At 47.1% G+C, this 19,400-nt stretch carries 20 protein-coding genes; 12 read left to right on the top strand and 8 right to left on the bottom strand.

Annotation, left to right across the window (positions count from 1 at the left end):
- Positions 1–76 precede the first annotated feature (76 nt).
- On the top strand, positions 77–1,426 hold the full coding sequence (locus QMZ64_RS09165) for an aminotransferase-like domain-containing protein (RefSeq protein WP_265624882.1): 1,350 nt from the start codon (positions 77–79) through the stop codon (positions 1,424–1,426).
- Between the two features lie 11 nt (positions 1,427–1,437).
- Here QMZ64_RS09165 and QMZ64_RS09160 read toward each other — a convergent pair whose 3' ends face one another.
- Positions 1,438–2,118: a 4'-phosphopantetheinyl transferase family protein gene (locus QMZ64_RS09160; protein WP_265624881.1), complete on the bottom strand. Its 681-nt coding sequence runs from the start codon at positions 2,116–2,118 to the stop codon at positions 1,438–1,440.
- Positions 2,119–2,188: 70 nt separating this feature from the next.
- Between QMZ64_RS09160 and QMZ64_RS09155 the strand changes: the two genes are divergently transcribed.
- Positions 2,189–3,004: an alpha/beta hydrolase gene (locus tag QMZ64_RS09155; protein WP_326140205.1), complete on the top strand. Its 816-nt coding sequence runs from the start codon at positions 2,189–2,191 to the stop codon at positions 3,002–3,004.
- A 40-nt stretch (positions 3,005–3,044) separates the two neighbouring features.
- Positions 3,045–3,908 (top strand): AraC family transcriptional regulator, encoded by an 864-nt coding sequence (locus QMZ64_RS09150; protein WP_265624879.1) that lies wholly within the window; start codon positions 3,045–3,047, stop codon positions 3,906–3,908.
- A gap of 28 nt (positions 3,909–3,936) precedes the next feature.
- Here the strand turns inward: QMZ64_RS09150 and QMZ64_RS09145 are convergent, their stop codons facing one another.
- Positions 3,937–4,599, bottom strand: coding sequence for a YczE/YyaS/YitT family protein (locus QMZ64_RS09145; RefSeq protein WP_080131238.1), 663 nt, complete (start codon positions 4,597–4,599; stop codon positions 3,937–3,939).
- A gap of 208 nt (positions 4,600–4,807) precedes the next feature.
- On the opposite strand from QMZ64_RS09145, the gene QMZ64_RS09140 reads away from it, so the two are divergent.
- Together QMZ64_RS09140 and QMZ64_RS09135 are read left to right on the top strand one after the other, a co-directional pair.
- A complete protein-coding gene (locus QMZ64_RS09140; RefSeq protein ID WP_265624878.1) occupies positions 4,808–4,948 on the top strand; it encodes a hypothetical protein in 141 nt (46 codons plus the stop codon).
- 13 nt (positions 4,949–4,961) lie between these two features.
- A complete protein-coding gene (locus QMZ64_RS09135) occupies positions 4,962–5,150 on the top strand; it encodes a hypothetical protein (RefSeq protein ID WP_265624877.1) in 189 nt (62 codons plus the stop codon).
- Positions 5,151–5,158: 8 nt separating this feature from the next.
- Here the strand turns inward: QMZ64_RS09135 and QMZ64_RS09130 are convergent, their stop codons facing one another.
- A complete protein-coding gene (locus QMZ64_RS09130) occupies positions 5,159–5,407 on the bottom strand; it encodes a hypothetical protein (RefSeq protein WP_265624876.1) in 249 nt (82 codons plus the stop codon).
- A gap of 237 nt (positions 5,408–5,644) precedes the next feature.
- On the opposite strand from QMZ64_RS09130, the gene QMZ64_RS09125 reads away from it, so the two are divergent.
- The 4 genes from QMZ64_RS09125 (at position 5,645) to QMZ64_RS09110 (ending at position 10,674) form a co-directional block, all read left to right on the top strand.
- Positions 5,645–7,306: a pyridoxal phosphate-dependent decarboxylase family protein gene (locus QMZ64_RS09125; protein ID WP_265624875.1), complete on the top strand. Its 1,662-nt coding sequence runs from the start codon at positions 5,645–5,647 to the stop codon at positions 7,304–7,306.
- A gap of 14 nt (positions 7,307–7,320) precedes the next feature.
- The gene (locus QMZ64_RS09120; protein WP_243943569.1) at positions 7,321–9,045 is read left to right on the top strand and encodes a methyl-accepting chemotaxis protein; all 1,725 of its coding nucleotides are present in this window, start codon (positions 7,321–7,323) and stop codon (positions 9,043–9,045) included.
- A gap of 417 nt (positions 9,046–9,462) precedes the next feature.
- On the top strand, positions 9,463–10,116 hold the full coding sequence (locus QMZ64_RS09115) for a TetR/AcrR family transcriptional regulator (protein ID WP_265624874.1): 654 nt from the start codon (positions 9,463–9,465) through the stop codon (positions 10,114–10,116).
- 45 nt (positions 10,117–10,161) lie between these two features.
- Positions 10,162–10,674 carry a hypothetical protein gene (locus tag QMZ64_RS09110; RefSeq protein WP_265624873.1) on the top strand — a complete coding sequence of 171 codons (513 nt, stop codon included), beginning with the start codon at positions 10,162–10,164 and terminating at the stop codon, positions 10,672–10,674.
- A 65-nt stretch (positions 10,675–10,739) separates the two neighbouring features.
- Here the strand turns inward: QMZ64_RS09110 and QMZ64_RS09105 are convergent, their stop codons facing one another.
- From QMZ64_RS09105 to QMZ64_RS09090, 4 genes are all read right to left on the bottom strand, one after another.
- A complete protein-coding gene (locus tag QMZ64_RS09105; RefSeq protein WP_265624872.1) occupies positions 10,740–11,483 on the bottom strand; it encodes an amino acid ABC transporter ATP-binding protein in 744 nt (247 codons plus the stop codon).
- 15 nt (positions 11,484–11,498) lie between these two features.
- A complete protein-coding gene (locus QMZ64_RS09100; RefSeq protein WP_243943567.1) occupies positions 11,499–12,203 on the bottom strand; it encodes an amino acid ABC transporter permease in 705 nt (234 codons plus the stop codon).
- Positions 12,190–12,996 (bottom strand): cystine ABC transporter substrate-binding lipoprotein TcyA, encoded by an 807-nt coding sequence (gene tcyA / locus QMZ64_RS09095; protein ID WP_265624871.1) that lies wholly within the window; start codon positions 12,994–12,996, stop codon positions 12,190–12,192. Before tcyA ends, QMZ64_RS09100 begins: the two co-directional genes overlap by 14 nt.
- A gap of 115 nt (positions 12,997–13,111) precedes the next feature.
- Positions 13,112–14,524: a sigma-54 interaction domain-containing protein gene (locus QMZ64_RS09090; RefSeq protein ID WP_265624870.1), complete on the bottom strand. Its 1,413-nt coding sequence runs from the start codon at positions 14,522–14,524 to the stop codon at positions 13,112–13,114.
- 241 nt (positions 14,525–14,765) lie between these two features.
- On the opposite strand from QMZ64_RS09090, the gene QMZ64_RS09085 reads away from it, so the two are divergent.
- From QMZ64_RS09085 to rocF, 3 genes are all read left to right on the top strand, one after another.
- A complete protein-coding gene (locus tag QMZ64_RS09085) occupies positions 14,766–15,968 on the top strand; it encodes an ornithine--oxo-acid transaminase (RefSeq protein ID WP_265624869.1) in 1,203 nt (400 codons plus the stop codon).
- Between the two features lie 213 nt (positions 15,969–16,181).
- Positions 16,182–17,585 (top strand): amino acid permease, encoded by a 1,404-nt coding sequence (locus QMZ64_RS09080; RefSeq protein WP_265627864.1) that lies wholly within the window; start codon positions 16,182–16,184, stop codon positions 17,583–17,585.
- Positions 17,578–18,471: an arginase gene (gene rocF, locus QMZ64_RS09075; protein ID WP_243943563.1), complete on the top strand. Its 894-nt coding sequence runs from the start codon at positions 17,578–17,580 to the stop codon at positions 18,469–18,471. Before QMZ64_RS09080 ends, rocF begins: the two co-directional genes overlap by 8 nt.
- Positions 18,472–18,518: 47 nt before the next feature.
- Here rocF and QMZ64_RS09070 read toward each other — a convergent pair whose 3' ends face one another.
- The gene (locus QMZ64_RS09070) at positions 18,519–19,391 is read right to left on the bottom strand and encodes a LysR family transcriptional regulator (protein WP_265624868.1); all 873 of its coding nucleotides are present in this window, start codon (positions 19,389–19,391) and stop codon (positions 18,519–18,521) included.
- Between the last annotated feature and the right edge of the window lie 9 nt (positions 19,392–19,400).

The following is a 19,400-nucleotide window of genomic DNA, read 5'->3' as shown; positions in this document are numbered from 1 at the left end:
CTTATACGGAAGCGAAATCTGATACAATACAAAAAAACGGAATCTGTACCGTTACAGATTGGCGAAGGAGACGAACATGCACAAATATGTAGCGCTGATAAACGAATTGGAGGATATGATCGAAGACAAATCCTTTCAGGAAGGGGACAGGCTGCCGTCCATCCGCGAGCTGTCCGTACGCTTCAAAGTAAGCAAAAGCACGGTCATCAGGGCGTTCAGCGAGCTGGAGAGACAGCACCTCATCTACTCAGTGCCGAAAAGCGGCTATTACGTCGTGAAAAAAACGAATCAGCGGCCAAATCCCGGAAAGACTGTGATCGATTTCTCAGCATCTGCTCCTGATCCTGATGTCTTTCCATACATCGATTTTCAGCATTGCATCAATAAAGCCATTGACACATACAAAAACGATCTGTTTATCTACGGGACGCCGAAAGGTCTTCCGTCATTAATCGAAGCTATACAAAAAGAGCTTGCCAACGGCCAGGTGTTTGCGAAAGAAGAACACATTTTTATTACATCAGGCGTGCAGCAGGCCCTCGCTCTGCTCGCTTCAATGCCTTTTCCAAACGGAAAGCGGAAAATTCTGATCGAACAGCCAAGCTATCATTTACTGATTCAATACCTTGAAGTTCACGGCATCCCCGCAATCGGCATCGAGAGAACCGCTGAAGGCATCGATATAGACGAACTGGAGCGCATCTTCCAAACCGAAGACATCAAATTCTTTTATACGATGCCGAGATTCCACAACCCGCTCGGGACTTCCTATACGGAACGGGAAAAAATGGCCATCGTCAAGCTGGCGGAAAAGTATGACGTCTATATCGCCGAGGATGATTTTTTAGGAGATTTGGAGAATCATAAAAAGGCTGACCCGTTACATTATTATGACGTTTCTTCACACGTGATTTATTTGAAAAGTTTCTCAAAGATTATTTTTCCGGGTCTGCGGGTCGGAGCCGCTGTGCTGCCCGCTTCTCTGACAGATGTGTTCAACCGGTACAAACAGTTGCTCGACATTGACAGTTCCATGCTGTCTCAGGCCGCTTTGGAGATCTATTTGAAGAGCGGGATGTTTGAAAAGCATAAGCAAAAGATCCGTTCTTCCTATCAAAAAAGATCATGCCTTCTGCATGATCTGCTAAAAGAATGTGCCGCGTCACTAGGAGATGTGCTTGAATTCCATCCTCCCGGACATCCGGCCATCCACACCCATATCGAATTGAACCGGACGATCCCGGCATCCCGTCTGATCAAAAGCTTACAAAAACGGAACGTCCTGCTCGAACCGGTAAACGCTCATTATATGTCGGCCTTTCCAAAAAGAAATCTTTTAAAAATCAATACGTCCAATGTAAAGGAAGACGACATCCGCCGCGGCATCGACCGATTGCGGCAAGCGGTGGAAACCGCTTATTTTTAGGACGGAACTTTTTAAAGCGTTGACAGTTCAGCGCAGCTTTTCATCACAATGCGGCCTGGAAATTCAGGCGCGGCGGAACACACCGCCATTTTATAGCCTGGATCAATTTCATAGGCTTGGATATAGCAAGGCGGATAGCCCGGGGGGGTTTCCACCGAGGCGCGTCCTTGTTCGTTCAGTTTGACGGAGAAGGAATCAAGCGGCAGAGACAAGCCTTTTCCCGCCTGTTTGATAAAGCTTTCTTTCATCGTCCACAAATGATAGAAATACGACAGGCGCTCTGAGTCGTCCTTTTCCATGAGATCATGGTGTTCGGAAGGTGAAAAAAACCGCTTGGCAATGTCGAAATTGATCGGCTTGATTTTTTCGACATCCACTCCGATCGGCTGCGTGCCGGCTCCGCACACGATCCAGTTTCCGGAGTGGGAAATGTTGAAATGAAAGTCGTTCAGACCTTCAGCAGCCGGTTTGCCGTACCTTCCTTCCGTAAAACGGATCTGATCGTTCGGCAAATGAAACGTTTCACTGATGATGTGCCTCGCCAGCACTTCCCCGATCAGCGTCCTGCTGGCATCCTCGGGATATCTGTATCGGCCCACTTTTTTGCGCTTTTCTTCAGACACCATGGCCATCATTCGGTTAAATTGGCCGGCTTCCGGCAGCTGATCCATATAAACGGCGTAAATCTTCATCAAATGCAACCTCTTCACATGATATTTTTTCTGCTTTCATTTTAGCAAACGGGCAGCAGGAAAGATAGGCATGATACCTGTGCAGAATGGAGTGATGAACATGATAGACGGAACATTGATAAAAGATACATACTTCGGGAGGGAGCTTTTGATCTATCTTCCTCCTTCATACGGGAGCGGTGAAAACCGTTATCCCGCCCTATACGTACACGACTTGGGTGATTTGTTCGATCCGGCATACAGCGGCAGTTTGCGCTCAATCGAAAAGCTGTTTTCGAATCAGGAAGTGCCGGAATTGCTGCTGGTCGGAGTGGCTCCGAAAGACAGGGAAAGCGAATACACGCCTTTTCCCAATTCGCATTTGCTTCCGAATAAACGGGAGTACGGCGGGAAGGGGAGCGAATATGCCGCTTTTTTGGCCAATCGGCTCAAGCCTTATATCGACGGGCGCTACCGAACGAATCCAAGCCGTGAACATACAGGAATCATCGGAAAGTCGTTCGGCGGATTGATCTCGGTTTACACGGCGTATGTAGCATCTGAGACTTTTGGGAAAATCGGATCTTTGTCAGGGTCTTTCTGGTTTGAAGGAATGACCGAATTTATGAAGAATAACCGCTTTGATAATGAGCATCTGCGCATTTATATGGATGTCGGAAGCGCAGAAGGGGCAGACAGGGATAATCTGCAGAAGGAGATGATACCGAGGACGAAGGAAGCCTTCAGCCTGTTAACCGAAAGCACCGCCTTCGAAAAAGAACTGAAGTTTGTCATTGATGAAGGAGGCTTACATCGGCTTGAGAGGTTTGCGAAGCGTTTTCCGGAAGCCGTCAAATGGCTGTTCGGCTCCTGTCACAACAACGCACGGAATGACAGGAATGTCTGATTGGCATGAAGTATCGTTGTAAATGAGAGGAGCGGAAGCAATGGACATTCTGAATCGTTTGGCTGAAAGCATCGATTATATTGAAAAGCACTTGGATCAGCCGCTGAAACACGAAGAAATCGCCAAAATCGCATACTGTTCGAAATTTCATTATCAGCGGATGTTCTACATGCTGACGGGTGTCACGCTTGCCGATTATATTCGGAAAAGAAGGCTGACAGTCGCCGCGCAGGAGCTGGCTGCTTCACAAATAAAAGTGATTGATGCTGCTTTTAAGTACGGCTACAACACACCGGAATCATTTTCAAAGGCATTCAGCCGCCTTCATGGCATCAGCCCTTCACAGGCCCGTGAAAAAGGCCGGACGCTCAGGGCATTTCCGCGTCTTTCCTTTCATATTCAAATAAAAGGAGTGGAGGATATGAATTATAAGGTTGTTGAAAAAGAATCGTTTCAGGTGATCGGCAAAGCGTTGGAGGTTACGGTGAGGGATGGTCAAAACAAAAAAGATATTCCGGCTTTTTGGAACGAATTAAATCACAACGGCTTTACCGATTCTTTGAAGCCGCATATCGGCCAACTCGGCTTCCTTGGCGTCTGCATGGATTTTAATGATCAAGCCGATACGTTCCATTATGTCATCGGGGTCGAAAAAACAACGGCTGACACGCCTGACGGCTGTGTCGAAAAACCGATTCCTGCCGCAACATGGGCCGTATTTGAGGCCGTCGGTCCCGTCAATCCCGCTGTTCAAGCCACATGGGAAAGGATCTTCTCGGAGTGGTTTCCGGCAACGGGCTATGAACTGGCAAACGCTCCGCAATTTGAAGCTTATCCGAAAGACGGGGACATTATGGCGCAAGACCATATCACAGAGATTTGGATACCAGTAGTAAAGAAATAAGTCTGAATGAAAAAAACGGATGAAACGCTCATCCGTTTTTTTTCAGCGACATATGTACAGGCTTGGCAGTTCTGATGCGCCTTCCTGTCATTGCTGCTTTTAAAAGCTGTTTGGACTGCGGCAAAGAAAACCGCAAAATCAGGCCTGTTAAAATGGCGGTTAAAACAGTGCCGATGCCGATCGGCCCGCCAAGCAGCCAGCCGATCAGTAAAATCGTCAGCTCCATTCCGTTGCGGACCCACTGAACATTCCAGCCCGTTTTCTCGGAAATCAAAAGCATCAAGGAGTCGCGCGGACCCGCACCAAGATCGGCCGACACATAAATGCCGACTCCGTAACCGATAAAAATGACGCCGATCACGAATACGACAGTGCTTGAAATATACGTTTCCGGGTCTGGAAGAATATAAGTAAAGAAATCTATAAAAATACCGATTAACAGCATATTAAGCACGGCGCCGATTTTCGGCCATGCTTTTGTAAATAAGGACGTTAAACCTACAATAACCGCCCCGACAATAATCGCCCATTGGCCGACCGTAAGGCCCAAAAGCATATACAGCCCGTAGTGAAACGCATCCCAAGGACCGATGCCGAGCACTTTCCCTTCAATCGTAAGAGAAACCCCAAAAGACAAAACAATCAATCCGACAAAATAAAAAAGCCAGCGCAAAACAAGTTCCCGCTTCAATGGATTCCCCTCTTTTCAAAAAAAACAATCGATTGTCATTGTATCACATTCTTCAGAACGGATAAATGCGGATTTCGGCATCCGGCTCTTCAATTTACATAATTATGATTATATTCCAATTAATGAAAATGATGTATGATAGCTGTGGAGATACATTTTCCATTATGGAGGGGAGAAATTAAGAGTTTGATAGCGGGTCCCGACCCGTTTGTTTCTTTCGACGAGCATCGGCCAGCCCTATTTGACAGAGCCGATGGGCGAACCGAGCGCTTGGGCCGTTCTTGTATGCTGGCTCTTTGCTGTCATTGCGGTTCAGCAGTTTGCAGCGAAAAAACAGCAGATTTTATGAAAAAAGGAGGGGAATGGCGTTGATTTTTTTAGTAAGGCTGATCTGCCTTGCCTTTTTAGCCTGTCTCGTGCTGTTGCTTATATTGAACTATGCACCTTTTCTGGCGATGCCCGTTTGGATCGCTTTGATCATTGCCTTAATCGTCTGCCTGTATCTTGCCTTTATAGAGGAAATGAAGGAATGGAGAAGACGAAAGCACTGATCTTTTCTTCAGCGTTTTTTCTTGGATGAAAGAACATTTGCCAAAACGAAATAGATGACGGCCGTCCCGGACACAAACAATAAAAATTCTTTCCACTCTTTTGCCGTCATGTATACAAGGCGGCGGATTTCGAGATGTTCATCCAAGTAATAAGCCTGGGTATATGCGCTGACTATCATGCCGGTAAAGGCGAATAGACCGAACACATTGAGCACCATTCTCATACTGAAAGTCTTTTTCTCTGTTCCGTGTTTCATTTTAAAGAAATCCTTTCCAATATGAATTTATTATTCTATTGTACGGAAATATCGATCAAATGTTTCGAAAACTTCTTAATCTATCGTTAAGAAGTTTTCTTATTTAAAAGAAAATGTAAAAGATAAAACAATTTCATGAACTTTTTGAGCGAAGGCCTAAAAATATAGGAATATTATACCGATATGGCAAGTGAAAACTTTTTCCGAAATATTAAAGACAAGGCAGGAGAGAAAATCATGCAGCAACGCAATACACCGGATGTACAGAAATGGTTTCCGAGCGAGGACGGAAATGAAGCGAAAAGACATGAATTCCTATCATTGATCGAACAGCTGATCAAGGGAGTGGACGAGCTGAAAAATCCGGATCAGGTCAACCTTGGCGGCGAGAAGAACCGTGAGGGCTTCTTTTATGAAGAGCTGGTCGCAGAGAGCCGGATTCCGCATGAAGGTGCGCCGATGAAAGAAGTTAACGAAGAGCTGTTGAAGCTGTTGCACGGCCATCCGTATCATACCAAATACTTTTTCACGAACATTCTGCCGATGGCGAGCATCCCGGGGATATTAGGCATGCTTACGGCGTTCATGGTTAATGGCAACAACCTGTGGGATGTTTACGGTCCGGCCGGAGCGGAGGCGGAAGTGAAAGTTACGGCGATGATGTCAAAGCTTGCGGGGTATGATGCCGAAACAAGCGGAGGCTACACGACATGGGGAGGACAAGGTGCGGTATACAGCGGCCTCAGAATCGCGATTGCCAAAATGGCGCCGTCATCGCTCAAGGAAGGGGTTCCCGGCAATTTCTACGCGTTTTGTTCTGAAGCGGCTCATTACAGCTTGTATAAGTCAATGGAAGCCGCAGGACTCGGGAGCGATCATTTAATTAAAGTCAAAACAAATCTCGACCATTCGATGGATACGGAAGATTTGCGAGCGAAGCTTAGACAAGTCTGCGAAGCCGGGGGCATTCCCGTTTATATCGTAGCGACGACAGGAACGACAGATGCGATCGGCATCGATGATGTGAGCGCTGTCCGCCGTACGGCTGAAGAAACGGCGAAAAGCTTCGGACTGCCGGTTCCGCATATCCACGCCGATTCCGCCTTGGGAGGATTTTTTGCCTTCTTTAATGAGTACGATCTGAGTGAGAACGCTTTATCCTTCAGTCCCGGTGTCCTCAGCATGATCAAGCCGATTCAGGAAAAAATGAGGCATCTGCACGCAGCCGATTCGCTTTGCTTTGATTTTCAGAAGCTCGGACAGACGCCTTATGTGACAAGCCTGTTTCTTGTGAAAGATCGCAACGACTTAAAACGGATCGATCTGGATCCTGATGAGACGCCGTATGTCGGCCACCGCGGCTATGGGGACTACCATACGGGCTACACGCTGGAATGTTCGCGCATGGCCAGTTCGATCAGTATGTACAGCGCGCTGATGGCATTTGGCTATGAAGGTTATCAAAAGCTGCTCGGCCAGTTTCTTGAAGTCAACCTGCATTTTAGGGAACAGCTGTCTCAGCAGATTCCGGAGGCCGATATTGTGAACCCGGACAACTTCGGCATGTCTACACTGTTTCGCATTTATCCTGAAGGTGCACCTAGGTTTGAAGACGAAATTTCGGGTGCATGCACCATTCAAGAGCTGGAAAGAAACAATGCACTCACTGAAAAACTATTTGAAAAGCTCGGAACCAAAAGGGACAAGATGTTTTTTGGCGATACGAAAAAGCACTTGCTTGTGAAGTCCTGTGAAGGGACTGAAATACCGCTTTGCGTCAGCAAATTTTTCGTCATTTCTCCGTATACCATGCCTGAACATGTCCCGGGAATAATCGATTATTTAAAAGAAAATATTGCGGAAGTCTGCCGGGAGCATGGATCTCTCATGACAAATTAAAGGGGATATAGACGATGAAAACGTTGAAGAAAAAGCTAACAGAACACATTTCAGTCAAAATTATGATTGGCGTCGCCTTAGTGCTTTTGATCACGATCGCATCATTTTCAGCTGTGTTTACTTATATCAGCAAAGACTTGTCAGAACAGCTGAAACAGCAGTTCCAAAACCGCCTTTATACCGATATTCATCTTGCTGAAAACCAAATCAAACGTCTGGACGGGAATCCGCTTGAAATCGATTCTGCGGACAACCCGCTTTACAAGCAGACAAAAATGGCTGTGGACAGCCTGAAAAAGAAAAACAAACTTGAGAATATCTATATCCTTTCCAATGAGGGCGGGAAGGAGCGGATTCTCGTGCTGTCGGATACGTCCGATGATTTCGGCACGGATTACAGCTTTTCTCCTGAAATGAAAGAAGCCTTGACGACAAACAAAGAGACAGTAAGCGACGTGTATGAAGACGAATACGGCATTCACCAGTCGATTTTTCTGCCGCTTGAGAACAGCTCCGGCGAAAAGGTGGGAATTTTGGGGATCGATCTTGATGCTTCCGTGATTCCGGCGACAGCGGCAAAAGCGATGTGGTATACAATTGCGATCGCAGCATTTGTCTTGCTGCTCGGAATGGTCATGGCTTATTTTCTCGGTTCTTATATCGCGAAGCCGATCAGGCAGCTGATGAAGGCTTCAGAAAAAATTGCCGACGGCGATCTGTCGGCGGACATTTCTGTGAAGAGCCGTGATGAAGCCGGAAAGCTTGCCGAATCGTTCAAGCGGATGAGCGAAAATTTACAACAATTGATTGGACAAATTTCAGCTTCCTCTGAAGAGGTATCCAAGACGAGTCTCCAGTTGAAAAATGTATCGGCTGAATCGAGCGAAAGCGCGGCCCAGGTGGCTGAATCGATGAACAGCATGAGCGAGGGAATCAACGAAGTTGTCTCGTCTGTTTCGGATTGCCACACATCGGCTGCCGAAATCGATCATCAGCTTACACATGTCACAGAAGAAGTGAACGAGATGAAGAACGTTGCCGAAGGCGTCAGCAACGATTCCAAGACCGGACAGGAGCTTGTTGAAGAAACATTGCGGCAGACCCAGACGATTAAAAACGTGATGGAAGAGTCCAAACAAGCGGCAGCAGAGATGCAAAACCATACCGAAGAAATTGAAAAAGTCATCGGAATGATTTCCTCTATTGCTGAACAGACGAATTTGCTGGCGCTCAATGCTTCAATTGAAGCCGCCCGGGTCGGTGAAGAAGGCCAGGGCTTTGCTGTTGTTGCGGGAGAAGTCAGAAAGCTTTCCGAACGCTCGGCAGATGCCGCTTTATCCGTTTCCCAGCTTGTGGCGGGCACGCAGGAGAGCAGCCGGCTTGTCATGGAACGTATTCAGGAAGGAAACGAAGCGGTTGATAAAGGGCAGATATTAATCAACGGCACATACGAGAATTTTTCAGGAATTTTTAAAGGGATCTCTCAATTTACCGAACGGACCGATCAATTGCTTCAGTCCTTGTTAAAAGTCGAAAAATCGTATCAAACCATTTCGTCTGCGATGGAGCAGATTTCCGCCGTTACCGAAGAGCAGGCAGCAGGTTCTGAGGAAGTCGCGGCAGCAGCGGAGCAGCAAAGCGCCGGCATGCAGGAAATCGCATCGGCCATTCAGCAGCTCTCCGCTTTGTCGGAAGAATTGAATCAAGCGGCATCCAAGTTTAAACTGGCCGCAGAATAAAAAGAACAGCCTGATCAAGAGAGATCAGGCTGTTTTGTTGTGTCGACAAACCTTTTTCAGTTTGAATAAATGAGACGGCAAAAAATGAATAAATAAATCTTTGATTCAAGCGTTATTCGAACCGTTCAACGTTTTACGGGATTCCTGGGGAAGGTGTCGGGATTTTCTAAAGGGGCTTACTTTTGCACAGACTTGACAATAAAGAGTTTGATTTCGACGCGGTTGGGCGAGTTTTGCTTGTTAATCGGAAGCGTGCTGTGAAAGTTGGTAATAGTCGAGTAGATGAGTTGATTCCTTTTACAACCGAAGCTGCTAAACGCCTAAGAGATCGCAATGATATTACCTTTTGTTGACAGTTTGCCGATATCCTTTTATAATGTTGATTGACATGAATGTCAATGAAAAGAGGTTTTTTTCTTGTCACCACGTACAAAGGAACAGAATGAAGAAATTCGAAGACAGCGGAAACAGGAAATTTTACGAGCAGCCACCTTGGTGTATGCTGAAAAAGGGTACTCAGCTACCGAAATTGGCGACATTGCAGCACAGGCTCGCCTGGCGCGTGGATTGGTGTATCACTATTTTAAGAACAAGCAAACCTTATTCCGTGAATTGTATGAGGATATAATGGCTAAAACCAAGCAGAAAACGGTGTCTCACTTTCAGCAGGATCGGCCTCCTTTGGAATTGTTAAGCGAGTATGCACGATTAGTATGCATGCAGGTTTTGAAGGAACCAGCCCTTTCACGTTTTTACATGAGAATCAGTCTAGACATTCATTTGCTGTATACCGAAGAACAGCTTTCTCCTTTTGAATGGGTAAAAGAATTTATTGAACCCATCGCTTCGGTTATTGAACAAGGCATGCAACAAGGTTCGATACGGCAAGGAAGTGTAAATCTTATGGCTATGCAATTCTGGGGAGCCATATCACAAGGTATGAACTACTTAGGGCAACTGCAGCAGGAGCAACAACAAAAAGGAACAACAGAGCAAACAGAAAATCATCAGTTGATGACTGTTATAATGGAAATTACAGAAACTGCTTTATCTATCGTAAGAGCAGAGTAAATTTTTTATTGACATTTGTGTAAGTCAAAAGATTGGATGTGGATAATGACATTAGTAACGATAACACAAGCGGAGTTTGATACATTAAGTGATGAGAGGCTCGGATGGATATGTGTTGAGTCTACCCTACTAAGTATTCGTGGAAAGGATGCCACGGCAAAATCAGAAGCGATTACCAATTTGAACAGAAGTCAGCGGGCCCTGTGCATGTTTAGGGTTTTCTATGACCATGCAAAGGACTCCGCCCAAGAGTTTTACTCCTGGGTATCCTATTTATTGCAGGCACCGGGATACTGGACAGGTGTGACTGGGGCCTTGCGCTATTTCGGTGATGAAAACCTGTTGAAACTGCTCGAAGATACAAAGCAGGTCATTGAAACTAATGGGTATAACCCTCACGCAGGAGTTAGCGCCTTCAAAGAACTGGAGAGACAGGGACTGTTACATACAATGAACGAGTTATACGAGCGATTTCAAGGGATCGTTTCCGGCAGTCTGAAAAGAATTAGTTCTTTCATCCGGTCCAATCCACAGGACTTTGTCATTCTAGCAAAATAATTCGAGATTTGATTGAACGTTAAAAATGACAAACCCCTGATCTTGTCAGATCAGGGGTGGTATGTTTATACAGGATTCAAAATCCGGTTTAAAAACTGTTTTGTTCGCTCTTCCTTAGGGGCTGAGAAAATTTGTTCAGGCGGGCCCTGTTCGACGATGACGCCGCCGTCGATAAAGACGACTTCGTCTGCGACATCCTGCGCGAATTTGATTTCGTGGGTGACGACAACCATCGTCCAGCCCTCATTCGCAAGGTCTTTCATGACTTTCAGCACTTCACCGACCAGCTCGGGGTCAAGCGCTGATGTGGGCTCGTCAAAAAGCATCAGTTCTGGCTTGATGGCCAGAGCGCGGGCGATCCCGACGCGCTGCTGCTGTCCCCCGGAAAGCTGGAATGGATAGAGGTCCATTTTGTCTTCAAGGCCGACCTTTTGCAGAAGCTGAACGGCTTCCTTTTTGACCTCTGCTTTATTGCGCTTTTGCACTTTTACCGGCCCTTCCATCACATTTTCAAGCACGGTGCGGTGCGGGAACAAGTGATAGGCCTGGAATACCATTCCCGACTTTCTCCGCAGGCGGAGGAGGTCAGCCGGTTTATTTTTCTTGGAAAAATCGATGGTGAAATCGTCAAAAGAAAGAATGCCGCGGTTTGGAATTTCCAAAGCGTTCAGGCAGCGAAGCAGCGTCGTCTTGCCGGAACCGGAAGGCCCTAAAATGGCGATCACTTTTCCTTTTTCGATGTTCAGGTCGATTTTTTTTAAGATTTCGTTTTCGCCGAAGGATTTATTCAGCTCTTTGATCGCAAGCATTGTCTATTTCCCTCCTTACCTGGCCACATACCGGTCCAACCGCCGTTCAATCTGCTGCTGAACAAGCGCGAGAACAAAGCAGATGATCCAATAGATGAATGCGGCTTCCATATAAATGATTAGTATTTGGTCAAGATTGCTGGCCCCGATTTCCTGGGCTTTCCGGAATAATTCAGCAACAAGAATTTGCGACGCAAGCGATGTGTCTTTAACCAAGCTGATGAATGTATTGGATAATGGCGGAATCGACACGCGTACAGCCTGCGGCAGGATGACCCTGGTAAGCGCCGTTTTTTGAGTCATTCCAATCGAATAAGCCGCTTCCCACTGCCCTTTCGGAACGGAGAGGATGGAAGCTCTGATGATTTCCGACGCATATGCGCCGACATTTAATGAAAAGGCAATGATTGCGCTCGGAAACGGGTCAATCGTGATTTGAAACGCTGGAAACAAGTAAAAAATAATGAACAGCTGAACGAGCAGCGGCGTTCCGCGGATCGCTGAGACATAAATGCCGAAAACCGCTCTTAAAATGCGGGATTTGGACATTCTCGCCAGCGCCGTGATCAATGCGATGATCATACCGAATATAAAAGAGAGAATGGCAAGGGGAATCGAGTAATAGATTCCCCTTAAAAAGATCGGCCAAAATGACTCACGCACAAGATCCCAGGGGATCGCCGCGCCGATGGCCGCCGCTTGTATATTACTTAGAAACATCTTCGCCAAACCATTTCTTCGCTATTTTCGCGAGTGTGCCATCCTCTTTCATGTCTTTCAGCGCGGAGTTGACCTTGTCAACCAGCTCGCCGCTTCCTTTGCGGAAAGCAAAATGCGTAGTTTGCGGTTCGCCTGTTTCAAAAGCGACTTTCAGGTTTTTGTTTCCTGATGTCTTCAAATAGTTCAGCACCGCCAGTTTATCGTTAAAGGTGAGGTCGACACGGCCCTGCTGAATCAGTTGAAACGATTGAGCCATTCCTTCCACGCCTTCGATTTCAGCGCCGGCGTTTTTCGCAAGATCATTATAGTTGCTTGTCAAAGACTGTGCAGCTTTTTTCCCTTTGACGTCCCCTTCAGATTTTATATCGTTGTTGTCCGCTTTTGTGACAACGACGGCTTGGGAAGTTGTATATGAATCAGAAAAATCGTACTGATCTTCACGGTCTTTTTTCCCGACTTGGTTGGCAACGACGTCAAAACGCTTGGAGTTGAGGCCGGCAAACATACTGTCCCACTGCGTTTCTTTAAATTCAACTTTCAGGTTGAGGCGCTTGGCGACTTCCTGCATCACTTCGACATCATAACCTGTTAATTGATCTGTTTTTTTATCGTGGAATGTAAATGGTTCGTACGTTCCTTCAGTACCGACGGTCAAAACGCCTTTATCTTGAATTGAAGACCAGAGACTGTCGCCGGCTGCGTTTTTATCCTTGGAGTTGTCCCCTGACGCGCCGCATGCGGCCATCACGGTGATCAACAGCGTCAATAATACAGCGAATATGGCTTTCTTCATTTTATTCCCCACTTTTCTGATTGGATTTAGTTGTTATGATTTTACTTAACGGTCTTACAAAAGTAAAGCATAAACCTTTTTTAGTATGAGTCAAGAAATTCGTTTTTAGTGATGATCATTCTGATTCCTGATCAAAGCGGATCTTCCATTTTTTAAGCCTGTATTGCAGGCTCTGCCTGCTGATCCCCAGAACCCGCGCCGCCTGTGACACATTGTAATTGCATTTTTTAACGGTTTTTTGAATATAATACTTTTCGGCATTCTCGATTTGTTCCTTCAAAGGAGCGGTTGAGGCGGAAGGAAGCTGGGCGAACAGATCATAGCCCTGCTGCGGCAGCTGCTTTTTTGCCGCTGGTTTCGTCCTGTATTGCAATGGAAGATGCGTCAGCTCCAGTTTGTCTTCGTAAGACATCAAATTCATGGCGCCTTCAATTAAATGTTCAAGTTCCCTGACGTTTCCCGGCCAATCATATGAAAGCAAAAACCGCCGCACCTCTTCTTCAAAACCTTTGACCTCCATTTGGAACAATGCGTTGTATTTATCGATAAAATGCTGCGTGAGCGGCATGATATCTTCCTTCCGATCTTTTAATGGAGGAATGAACAAAGTGACGACGCTCAGTCTGTAATACAAATCTTTTCGCAGTCTTTGCCCGCTGACCGCATCGACTGGATCTTCGTTCATCGTCGCAATGATCCTGACATCGATCGGAGTATCCTTGGAAGCGCCGATCCGCCTGATCGTTTTTTCTTGAATCGCGCGCAAAAGCTTTGCCTGCAAACTGAAGTCCAAAGAATTGATCTCGTCAAGGAGCAATGTGCCACCGTCTGCTTGTTCGAAAAGACCCGGGCGATCGACTGCTCCCGTGAATGCCCCTTTGGCCGTGCCGAATAATAGGCCTTCAACGAGGCTTTCCGGGAGGGCTGCGCAGTTTTGCGAGATGAATGGGCCGGTCGACCGCTGGCTTCCGTTATGTATACTTTGGGCGAACAGTTCTTTTCCGGTTCCGGTGTCACCGACGATGAGAATGGAGGAAGAGGTCCGGGTCGCCCGCTTTGCATGTTCTATCACTTCCTTGAACGCCGGGCTGACGCCGATCAGGCTGTCAAACGTATACTTTGTGTTTTCTGTTTTGTTCATATTTTCTCTGATCAGGCGTTCAAGCTTTGTGACATCTTTGGCAATCTCAACCGCTCCTTTCGTATTCCCGTTTTCCATAATGGGAAACGTATGATTAACGGTCGTAATTTCCTGGCCTTTGTTATTGAAGTAGGTCTGCTTGCCGTTTTTGTTCGTTTTACCGTGATGCAGCGCCTGCAGGAGAGTGCTGTCATGCTGGCTGGCAAACGTAAACACGTCCAGCACGTTTTTGCCGAGCACATCGCCGACTTCCATCCCTTCAATCTGGCTCATTTTTTTGTTATAGACAACAGATGTGCCGTTTTCGTCGACGACATGCAAGCCGATATCGATTTCATCTATAATTCTTTGAAAAATAAGCTTCAGTAAATCATAATCCTTCAGCAAGTGACATCCCCCTTTGTTCGTAACTGTCTCCATTGTAAGTGAAGACTTGATAAGGGTGCAAAAAAATATGCATTTATTTTTGCACCTTTGAATAAAAACCGCAAAATTTTTTGCGAATTATACATGCAATGTTCTGAAAATTTGCGGTTTTAAGGATTGGCACGATACTTGCATATAAAATAGTGTGAAACAAAATACGACATCTGGCATGTATGTCCAAAAATAAGAAGGAGGAATCAGAATGACGGTTCTATCAAAGTCCGAGAAAATTATGAAGCAAACCGCACATTTTGGCGCGAATAACTATCATCCTTTGCCGATCGTGATTTCTGAAGCGGAAGGCGCGTGGGTGAAAGATCCGGAAGGCAACCGATACATGGATATGCTGAGCGCTTATTCCGCAGTGAATCAAGGGCACAGGCATCCGAAAATCATCCAGGCGTTAAAAGATCAGGCCGACAAAATCACCCTGACGTCGAGAGCTTTTCACAATGACCAGCTTGGTCCTTTCTATGAAAAAGTCGCTTCATTAACGGGGAAAGATATGGTTCTGCCGATGAACACCGGAGCGGAAGCGGTTGAGTCAGCGATTAAAGCAGCCCGGCGCTGGGCTTATGATGTAAAAGGCGTTCCGGACAATCAGGCGGAAATTATCGCATGTGAAGGCAATTTTCACGGCCGGACGATGCTGGCTGTGTCGCTTTCATCAGAAGAAGAATATAAACGCGGTTTCGGGCCGATGCTTCCCGGCATCAAGCTGATTCCATACGGGGATCTGGAGGCGCTGAAACAGGCGATCACACCGAATACAGCCGCTTTCTTAATTGAGCCGATTCAGGGTGAAGCGGGCATTGTCATTCCGCCGGAAGGCTTTTTGAAACAGGCTGCTGAAGTCTGCAAAGAACGCAATGTCTTGTTTATCGCTGACGAAATACAGTCAGGGCTTGCGCGAACGGGCAAAATGTTCGCCTCTGATTGGGAGGATGTCACACCGGACATGTACATTTTAGGAAAAGCGCTAGGAGGCGGCGTGTTCCCGATATCTTGTATTGCTGCAAACCGGGATGTGCTTGGCGTGTTTAATCCGGGCTCGCACGGGTCGACTTTCGGAGGGAATCCGCTTGCATGCGCCGTATCGATCGCCGCCCTTGAAGTGCTGGAAGATGAGCGGCTCGCTGAACGTTCGTTGGAGCTTGGGGAATATTTTAAAGAGAAGCTCTCGCAAATCGATAATCCAAAAATCAAAGAAGTGCGCGGCAGAGGGCTGTTCATCGGGGTTGAGCTGACAGAGGCGGCGCGTCAGTATTGCGAGCGTTTGAAAGAAGAAGGCCTGCTCTGCAAAGAAACGCATGAAACGGTGATTCGCTTTGCGCCTCCTCTTGTTATTTCAAATGAGGATCTGGATTGGGCGATTGAAAAGATTACCCGTGTTTTGTCGAAGTAAAGCGGACGGCTGAACAATAAGGGGGTTGTTCAGCCCGTTTTTTCGCCGTATGTGCGAAGTTTGTCAAAAATTGAAATATCAGGAAAATGTTCAGGAGATTTAAAAAATAGTCTATATGTCATAGGGTGAGCTGACATTAGGGAGAATGGAAACGGAAGGGGTGAAGGCGGTTTGAATCATGAAAACCGTGAACAATATGCACTGAAAAGAACGATGAAATCCCGCCATTTGTTTATGATCTCGCTTGGCGGCGTGATCGGAACCGGCTTTTTTCTCGGAACAGGATATACGATCAATGAAGCCGGGCCGATCGGCGCGATTCTTTCCTATTTAGCGGGCGGAATGATCATGTATTTTACGATGCTTTGCCTTGGGGAGCTCGCAGTGGCAATGCCGGTTTCAGGCTCTTTTCAGACGTACGCGACAAGATTTATCGGGCCTGCCACAGGATTTGCCGTCGGCTGGATCTACTGGCTCGGCTGGTCGGTTACGGTCGCTTTGGAATTTTTGTCGGCGGGGCAGCTCATGAAAAGATGGTTTCCCGATGTCGGCGTCTGGATATGGTGTTTGATTTTCGGCCTGCTGCTTTTTTCGCTTAACGCGCTATCGGCGAAAGCTTTCGGGGAATCGGAATTTTGGCTGTCCGGTATTAAAATTATCGTCATCCTTCTGTTTATTATCCTCGGCGGAGGCGCGATGTTCGGACTTATCGATATGAAAGACGGACAGGCTGCACCGTTCTTTTCCAATCTGATTGGAGACGGAATTTTTCCAAACGGATTCGGCGCGATCTTTATCACGATGATCACTGTCAACTTTGCCTTTCAGGGGACAGAGCTGATCGGGATCGCGGCGGGGGAAAGCGAAAATCCGGAAAAAACGGTGCCCCGCTCCATTAAACAGACGGTCTGGCGGACACTCGTGTTTTTCGGCTTGTCCGTATTTGTCCTGGCAGGGTTGATTCCATGGGAAAAAGCGGGGGTTGTTGAAAGCCCGTTCGTTGTCGTATTTGAACAAATTGGCATTCCGTATGCCGCTGATCTGATGAACTTTGTCATTTTAATTGCTTTATTATCGGTGGCGAATTCGGGTTTGTACGCATCGACGAGGATGCTTTATTCCCTTGCGAAAGAAGGAATGGCCGCTCAAGCTTTAAGCCGGGTCAATAAAAGAGGGATCCCGATGAATGCGCTGTGGATCACGCTCGGTTTTGCCGGTTTGTCCCTCGTCTCAAGCGTAGTTGCCGCAGAAACGCTCTACATCTGGCTTTTGTCTCTTGCCGGTTTAAGCGCACAAGTCGGCTGGATCACGATTACGGTATCACAGCTGCTATTTCGCAGACGATATGTCAAAGAAGGCGGTAAGGTTGAAGACTTGAAATTTAAAACGCCTCTTTATCCTTATTTGCCGCTGACGGGATTTATTTTAAACAGCGCCGTCCTTGTGAGCCTTGCCTTTGATTCAGAGCAGAGAATGGCATTGTACTGCGGAATTTTGTTCATGTCGGCCTGCTACTTTGTTTATCATATGTTTGTGAAAAAACGCCAGACTCTTGAGCGACAAGAAGCATTGATCTATCAAAACAAAACGAACGATGAGGTGGTTATTGATGAATAAGCAAGTTTCTCTGATTGGAATGCCGATGGACTTGGGACAGGCGCGGCGCGGTGTGGATATGGGACCGAGCGCGATTCGCTACGCTCATATCGTGGAACGTCTGACCGAGCTGGGCTATGATATCGATGATCTTGGCGATGTGCCGATCAACCGCGATCAGCCAAAAGGAGACAAAGGGCTGAAAAATTTAGTTTCCGTACTCGAAGGAAACTGCAAGCTGGCCGATATCGTCGACAATGTCATCGAACAGCGCCGCTTCCCGCTCGTGTTGGGCGGAGACCACAGCATAGCCATCGGGACATTGGCGGGGGTAGCCAAGCATTATCAACAGCTCGGCGTGATTTGGTATGACGCACACGGCGACTTAAATACGCTGGAGACATCACCGTCGGGTAACATCCACGGTATGCCGCTGGCGGTAAGTCTCGGTGTCGGCCACGAAAAGCTGGTCAACCTTCACGGCTATGCGCCGAAAATCAAGCCGGAGCATGTCGTCATCATCGGTGCGCGCTCGCTTGATGAAGGAGAGCGCAAATATATCCGTGAAACCGGCATGAAAGTCTACACCATGCATGAAATCGACAGGCTCGGCATGACGAAGGTGATAGAGGAAACGATCGAGTATCTGTCAGCAAATTGCGACGGCATTCATCTGAGCCTCGATCTGGACGGTCTTGATCCGAGCGACGCTCCGGGAGTCGGCACCCCTGTCGTCGGAGGCATCAGCTACAGGGAAAGCCATTTGGCGATGGAAATGCTTTATGATGCAGATATCATTACTTCTGCCGAGTTTGTTGAAGTCAACCCGATACTTGATCATAAAAATAAAACCGGTGAGGCGGCCGTCGAACTGATCGAATCGCTGTTAGGGAAGAAGCTGCTGTAACCAATGCAAAGGAGAAGGCATCGGCATGATGCCTTTTCTTTTTTTTATCAAAATAAAGCCAAAAACTCTCTTACGGGCTTCGGCAGAAAACTGCCGGCCCGCCAAACGACAGACGGCTGCAGAATGAACGGATTGTCTTGAATCTCCAAAGTCTGAACATGGCGTGCAAAATGCGCCGGCAGCATGGACAGCGGCAGAATCGTTGCTCCGAATCCTGAAGTGACGAGGCTGAGGAGCGTTGTAGAATCGTGGCACTCACAGACGACCCTCGGCTCCAAGCCCGATGATTGAAAGTGATAGACGACCTCATCATAAATCCCTTTTCCATGCGACGGCCTGAGCAGAATCAGCGGCAGACCGGCAATTTCTTTCATTCCGGCTTCCCCTTTTAAGCCATACGACTGATTCCCCGGAAGAACGAGCTTGCATGGGACCTCCGGCAGGCTCTTTGATTCGATATTTTTGCTGTGGAAAGGCGTTGTCGTGACCGCCGCATCGATCTGCCGGCTTTCCAGGAGCCCGCTCAGCCGTGAAGGCTCACCTTCCCAAATGTTAAACATTAAATTCGGGTACATTTCCCTGATCTTCGAGACTTTTGAGAGCAATAGAGCCGCACAGTAAATCGTTGAACCGACGGCAAGGGTTCCGTTGACTTCTTCACGCAGCTCCCGCACCTCCAAGATGGAATCCTCAAGCTTGTGCAGGATTTCTTTTGCTCTTTTCAAAAACACTTCTCCTTCATAGGTCAGCGTCAGATTTTTCTTTTTGTTCCGGTCAAATAAAACGACTCCGAGCTCCTCTTCAATCTGCTTCAACTGTCTGGAGAGCGGCGGCTGGGCGATATGGAGCCGCTTCGCTGCCGTTGTAATCTTTCCTTCTTGGGCGATCGTAACAAAGTACTTTAACTGGCGAATATCCATTTTCTCGGC

Origin of the sequence: Bacillus sp. LB7 (assembly GCF_030449715.1) — a bacterium.
GTDB lineage: Bacteria > Bacillota > Bacilli > Bacillales > Bacillaceae > Bacillus > Bacillus paralicheniformis.
Note: the sequence above shows the minus strand (reverse complement) of the source record. Positions and strands in the feature narration are given on the sequence as shown.

Bases quoted from the DNA above. Each gene is read 5' to 3' on its own strand.
- QMZ64_RS09165 (WP_265624882.1), top strand. From the start codon at position 77: ATGCACAAATATGTAGCGCTGATAAACGAATTGGAGGATATGATCGAA.
- QMZ64_RS09160 (WP_265624881.1), bottom strand. From the start codon at position 2,118: ATGAAGATTTACGCCGTTTATATGGATCAGCTGCCGGAAGCCGGCCAA.
- QMZ64_RS09155 (WP_326140205.1), top strand. From the start codon at position 2,189: ATGATACCTGTGCAGAATGGAGTGATGAACATGATAGACGGAACATTG.
- QMZ64_RS09150 (WP_265624879.1), top strand. From the start codon at position 3,045: ATGGACATTCTGAATCGTTTGGCTGAAAGCATCGATTATATTGAAAAG.
- QMZ64_RS09135 (WP_265624877.1), top strand. From the start codon at position 4,962: ATGGCGTTGATTTTTTTAGTAAGGCTGATCTGCCTTGCCTTTTTAGCC.
- QMZ64_RS09130 (WP_265624876.1), bottom strand. From the start codon at position 5,407: ATGAAACACGGAACAGAGAAAAAGACTTTCAGTATGAGAATGGTGCTC.
- QMZ64_RS09125 (WP_265624875.1), top strand. From the start codon at position 5,645: ATGCAGCAACGCAATACACCGGATGTACAGAAATGGTTTCCGAGCGAG.
- QMZ64_RS09120 (WP_243943569.1), top strand. From the start codon at position 7,321: ATGAAAACGTTGAAGAAAAAGCTAACAGAACACATTTCAGTCAAAATT.
- QMZ64_RS09110 (WP_265624873.1), top strand. From the start codon at position 10,162: ATGACATTAGTAACGATAACACAAGCGGAGTTTGATACATTAAGTGAT.
- QMZ64_RS09105 (WP_265624872.1), bottom strand. From the start codon at position 11,483: ATGCTTGCGATCAAAGAGCTGAATAAATCCTTCGGCGAAAACGAAATC.
- QMZ64_RS09100 (WP_243943567.1), bottom strand. From the start codon at position 12,203: ATGTTTCTAAGTAATATACAAGCGGCGGCCATCGGCGCGGCGATCCCC.
- tcyA (WP_265624871.1), bottom strand. From the start codon at position 12,996: ATGAAGAAAGCCATATTCGCTGTATTATTGACGCTGTTGATCACCGTG.
- QMZ64_RS09085 (WP_265624869.1), top strand. From the start codon at position 14,766: ATGACGGTTCTATCAAAGTCCGAGAAAATTATGAAGCAAACCGCACAT.
- QMZ64_RS09080 (WP_265627864.1), top strand. From the start codon at position 16,182: ATGAAATCCCGCCATTTGTTTATGATCTCGCTTGGCGGCGTGATCGGA.
- rocF (WP_243943563.1), top strand. From the start codon at position 17,578: ATGAATAAGCAAGTTTCTCTGATTGGAATGCCGATGGACTTGGGACAG.
- QMZ64_RS09070 (WP_265624868.1), bottom strand. From the start codon at position 19,391: ATGGATATTCGCCAGTTAAAGTACTTTGTTACGATCGCCCAAGAAGGA.